Raw genomic sequence first — 4,343 nt, forward strand, 5'->3', positions numbered from 1 at the left:
CGGCGGGCCCGCGTCACGCCCGGCGCCGGTCAGGCTGCCGCGGGCGGGTCAGGCCGCCGACGCGGGTCCGGCTGCCGGCGCCGGCAGCCTCAGCCAGTCCGGAAGGCCCTCCCCGTCCCGGAGGTTGAGGGCCAGCAGCAGCGCGTCCGCCGGCGTCGGCTCGAACGGCCGTACCAGCAGCCGCATCCCCGCCTCCGCCGGAGTCCGGTCCGCCTTGCGGTGGTTGTCCGCCGCGCACGCCGCCACGGTGTTGAGCCAGGTGTCACCGCCGCCGTGCGACCTGGGCACGATGTGGTCGACCGTGGTCGCGCGACGCCCGCAGTAGGCGCAACGGTGGCGGTCCCGCACCAGCACACCGCGCCGCGACCACGGCGCCCGTTGTCGGAACGGCACTTTCACGTACCGCCGCAGCCGGATCACCTGCGGCACGGGGAGTTCGACCTGCGCGGCACGGACCTTCCGCCCGCTGTGCGCCTGCTCGACCACGGCCTTGTTCTGCATCACCAGGACCACCGCCCGTCGAAGCGCCACCGTCGCCAGTGGCTCGAAGCTCGCGTTCAGAACCAGCGTCTCGCGCACGTCCACCTCCCCGTCAGGCCCGCCGGGCGGCGGGTGGCACCACTGTGCCGGTGCCCCTTCCGACCGACAACGCAATTTCCCCGCGCTGTACGACGGGTGACCGAAGCGGAACGTGCGGGGGACGGGACGACGGCGAGCGGACGGCGCACCCGCGTGGCCCCGGCGGCGGAGACCGCCCCGCACCGGGCCGGCCCACCGACAGGGCCCACCGACCCGGCACACAGAAGGGCCCGGACGGCGGCCCGGTGAGGCCGTCCGCCCGGGCCCCGCGACTCGTCCGCAGACGAGCCGGAAGCGCGCCCGGAGGGCTGCTGCGCGGTGGTGCGGTGGTGCGGTGGTGCCTAGAGCTCACGCTCCTCGTACTCCGCGACGAGCTGCGCACGGCCGATGGCCTTGAACCGCAGGTTGAAGCCGACGACCGCCGGGGTCGCGCCCTCGTCGAGGCCCAGCTTGTCCTCGCCGACGGCGTAGACGGTGAACACGTACCGGTGCGGCCCGTCGCCGGGCGGCGGCGCCGCGCCGCCGAACTCGGCCGTGCCGTAGTCGTTCCGGACCTGCACCGCGCCCGCCGGCAGCCCGGTGAAGTCGCCGCTGCCGGCGCCGGTCGGCAACTCGGTGACGTCGAGCGGGATGTCGAACACCGTCCAGTGCCAGAAGCCGCTGCCCGTCGGCGCGTCCGGGTCGAAGCAGGTCACCGCGAAGCTCCTGGTGTCCTCCGGGTAGCCCTCCCACCGCAGGTGCGGGGAGGTGTTGCCGGCCGCGTACACCTGCGCCGACCCGAGCGTGCCACCGTCCTCCACGTCGTCGCTGACCACGGTGAAGGAGGCCACCGGGGGGTGGAAGTCGTGGGGGAGCGGACGCCGTCGCTGCTCGGTCATGTGATGCCTCCTCGTCGCGAACTTCGGTGCCCGGCCAGCCTAACCAGCCGGCGCCGGGCACTGCTGGCAGCATGTCGGAGTGCTCAGAAGGATATTGCCCGCCCTCGTGGCCGCCCTCGCCCTGCTGCTGACCGGTTGCGGCACAGACAGCCCCACCACCCCGGGACCCGACGGGACGCCCGGCGTCACGGCCACACCCGAGTGGGCCGAGGGCCTGCCGCTTGTCACCCCCGCCGAACTCCCCGACGAGGCCCGGGAGACGCTGCGCCTCATCGACGCGGACGGCCCGTTCCCCTACGCCAAGGACGGCAGCGTCTTCGGCAACTACGAACGCCGGCTGCCGCGGCAGGACAGGGGCTACTACCGCGAATACACCGTGCCCACGCCCGGCGCCCGCAACCGCGGCGCCCGACGCATCGTCACCGGCAGCGAGGGCGAGCGTTACTACACCAGCGACCACTACGAATCGTTCAAGGCTGTGGTGAACCCATGACTCTTCCCCTCCCGGCCATGCCCGACCCCTCGGTGGCGGGCCTGCTCGACGGCTCGGTCCCGCCGGGCGTGTACCTGTGGGAGCCGCCCCCCGCCGGGACCCGCGTCACGGAGGTGCTGGACGCCGCGCGCGCCGTACGCTGGCGCACCGCGCTCACGCCACTCGAAGGAGTGACGGACAAGGCCGCCTTCCTCGCGGCCTGCCAGTCGGGCATGGAACTGCCCGACTGGTTCGGCCGGAACTGGGACGCCCTGGCGGACTGCCTCACCGACCTCTCCTGGTGGGAGGAGGACAACCCGGAGGGCTACCTCTTTGTCCTCACCGGCTGGGCCGACTTCGCGGCGTCGGCGCCGGAGGACGCCACGACCGCGACCGACGTGCTCACCGCCTCCGCGGGCTTCTGGTCGGCGCGCGACACACCGTTTGTGGCCCTGCTCGGCTGAGCGGCCGCGCCGGTTCGGCCGCGCGTCGCCCGGACCCCGGTGGCGGAGCGCTCCTCGGAGCGCCCCGCCACCGGGGTCCGGGCTGCCGCATTCGATCGCGGGGCCCGTCAGAACCACTTGCGGCGACCGCCCACCTCCGCCAGCCAGTGGTTCAGGTAACCCGCCCAGTCGGTCTGGTGGAAGTCGCCGAGGCCCACCTGGAAGCAGCGGTACGAGTCGCTGCTTCCGCTGAAGAGGCCCGGCTTCTTGTCCATCTCCAGGACCACGTCCATCGCCTGCCCGTCCGCGACGAACGACAGCTCGACCTCCTTCAGCCCCCGGTACCGCTCCGGGGCGTGGAACTCGATCTCCTGGTAGAACGGCAGCTGCTGCCGGGTGCCGCTGATCATGCCCTTCTCCAGGTCGGCGCTCTTGAAGCGGAAGCCGAGGGCGCCGAACGCGTCCAGAATCGCCTGCTGCGCCGGCAGCGGGTGGACGGCGACCGGGTCGAGGTCGGTGGAGTCGATGGCCCGGGCGATGTCCAGCTGGGTGGTCACGCCCACGTGCATGCCGGTCAGATGCTGGCCGAGGAAGCACGTGACCGGCGTCTCCCACGGGATGCCCAACGCGAACGGCACCGTGTGCACGGCACCGGGCGCCAGCTCGAACGCCCCGCCCAGCTGCTGCTGGTGGAACGACATGTCCTCCCGACGCTCGCCGTCCTGCGTCTCCACCTCCACGCGGGCCTGGAGCCCCACCGAAAGACCCTGGACACGCTGGGCGACCGAGCCGCCCTCGATGCGGACCTCCCCGTGCACCACACCGCCCGGCAGCACGTTGGGCTCCGACAACACCGTCTCCACCGACGCACCGCCGATGCCCATCGACGCGAACAGCTTCTTGAGAGCCATCTTTTCTCCCCGGGACTCGACTACGCTCGAACGACATGATCTCCGGCCGTGACCGTACTGCTCTGCCCCGCACCTTCTTCGACCGCCCCGTACTCGACGTCGCCCCGGACCTGCTCGGCCGCATCCTCGTCCGCACCACCCCCCGCGGCCGGATAGCGCTGCGCCTCACGGAGGTGGAGGCGTACGACGGGGAGCGGGACCCGGGCTCGCACGCCTACCGGGGCCGCACCGCGCGCAACGCCGCGATGTTCGGCCCGCCCGGACACGCCTACGTCTACTTCACCTACGGGATGTGGCACTGCCTGAACCTGGTCTGCGGTCCCGAGGGCAAGGCGAGCGGAGTGCTGCTGCGGGCGGGGGAGATCGTCTCCGGCCTGGAGCTGGCCCGCGCCCACCGCCCCAACGCCCGCCGCGACACCGAGCTCGCCAAGGGGCCCGCCCGCCTGGCGACCGCACTGGACGTCGACCGCGCGCTGAACGCTGTCAACGTCTGCCTCGCGGAGTCGGACGGCGAGGCACTGGAGGCCACCGAGCCGGACGGGGAACTCGGTGTCCTGGCGGGCCGGCCGCCCGCCCGCCGCCACATCCGCACCGGGCCGCGCACCGGAGTCGGCGGGGAGGGCGCACCGTACCCGTGGCGCTTCTGGATCGGCGACGATCCGACGGTCAGCCCCTACCGCGCACACCAGCCGCGGAGCCGTGCACGGCTGAAGACAGAGGCGACTTGACTCTGCCAGCCCCGACGCCTAACGTAGTCCGAGCCGCAACAAGAGGCGGCGGGGAAGCGAAGGCCGGTCAAGGCCCTACAGCACCCGCCGAACCGGGCGGCACAACTACCAGAAGCGGATCACCTGAGGGTGTGCCAGAGGCATGCCGTCACGTATTCCAGAAGAGCTCGATTATGAGTTCCGCGGAAGAAACGCTAAAGTAGTGAACACCGAAGGGAAGCGCCCGGAGGAAGCCCGGAAGGGAATCCGAAGGAAGCGTCCGTTCCTTGAGAACTCAACAGTGTGCCAAAAGTCAACGCCAGATATGTTGATACCCCGTCCATCCCACGATG

The 4,343-nt window shown here is 72.0% G+C and carries 6 protein-coding genes; 3 read left to right on the forward strand and 3 right to left on the reverse strand.

Translation table 11 applies throughout. The features are described from left to right. Positions 1-48: 48 nt before the first annotated feature. Positions 49-579, reverse strand: coding sequence for an HNH endonuclease (locus GL263_RS22430; RefSeq protein ID WP_182857561.1), 531 nt, complete (start codon positions 577-579; stop codon positions 49-51). 341 nt (positions 580-920) lie between these two features. Further along, positions 921-1,457 (reverse strand): YbhB/YbcL family Raf kinase inhibitor-like protein, encoded by a 537-nt coding sequence (locus GL263_RS22435; RefSeq protein WP_182857562.1) that lies wholly within the window; start codon positions 1,455-1,457, stop codon positions 921-923. 79 nt (positions 1,458-1,536) lie between these two features. Between GL263_RS22435 and GL263_RS22440 the strand changes: the two genes are divergently transcribed. Together GL263_RS22440 and GL263_RS22445 are read left to right on the forward strand one after the other, a co-directional pair. After that, on the forward strand, positions 1,537-1,950 hold the full coding sequence (locus tag GL263_RS22440; protein WP_182857563.1) for a guanyl-specific ribonuclease: 414 nt from the start codon (positions 1,537-1,539) through the stop codon (positions 1,948-1,950). Then, positions 1,947-2,393 (forward strand): barstar family protein, encoded by a 447-nt coding sequence (locus tag GL263_RS22445; RefSeq protein ID WP_182857564.1) that lies wholly within the window; start codon positions 1,947-1,949, stop codon positions 2,391-2,393. Before GL263_RS22440 ends, GL263_RS22445 begins: the two co-directional genes overlap by 4 nt. 107 nt (positions 2,394-2,500) lie before the next feature. On the opposite strand, the gene GL263_RS22450 is transcribed toward GL263_RS22445, so the two are convergent. Then, entirely contained in the window at positions 2,501-3,283 is a 783-nt protein-coding gene (locus GL263_RS22450) for a sporulation protein (protein ID WP_182857565.1), read from the reverse strand. A gap of 35 nt (positions 3,284-3,318) precedes the next feature. Here GL263_RS22450 and GL263_RS22455 point away from each other — a divergent pair, with 35 nt between their 5' ends. Beyond that, positions 3,319-4,011 (forward strand): DNA-3-methyladenine glycosylase, encoded by a 693-nt coding sequence (locus GL263_RS22455; RefSeq protein WP_182857566.1) that lies wholly within the window; start codon positions 3,319-3,321, stop codon positions 4,009-4,011. Positions 4,012-4,343 lie beyond the last annotated feature (332 nt).

Origin of the sequence: Streptomyces durbertensis (genome assembly GCF_014156695.1) — a bacterium.
GTDB lineage: Bacteria > Actinomycetota > Actinomycetes > Streptomycetales > Streptomycetaceae > Streptomyces > Streptomyces durbertensis.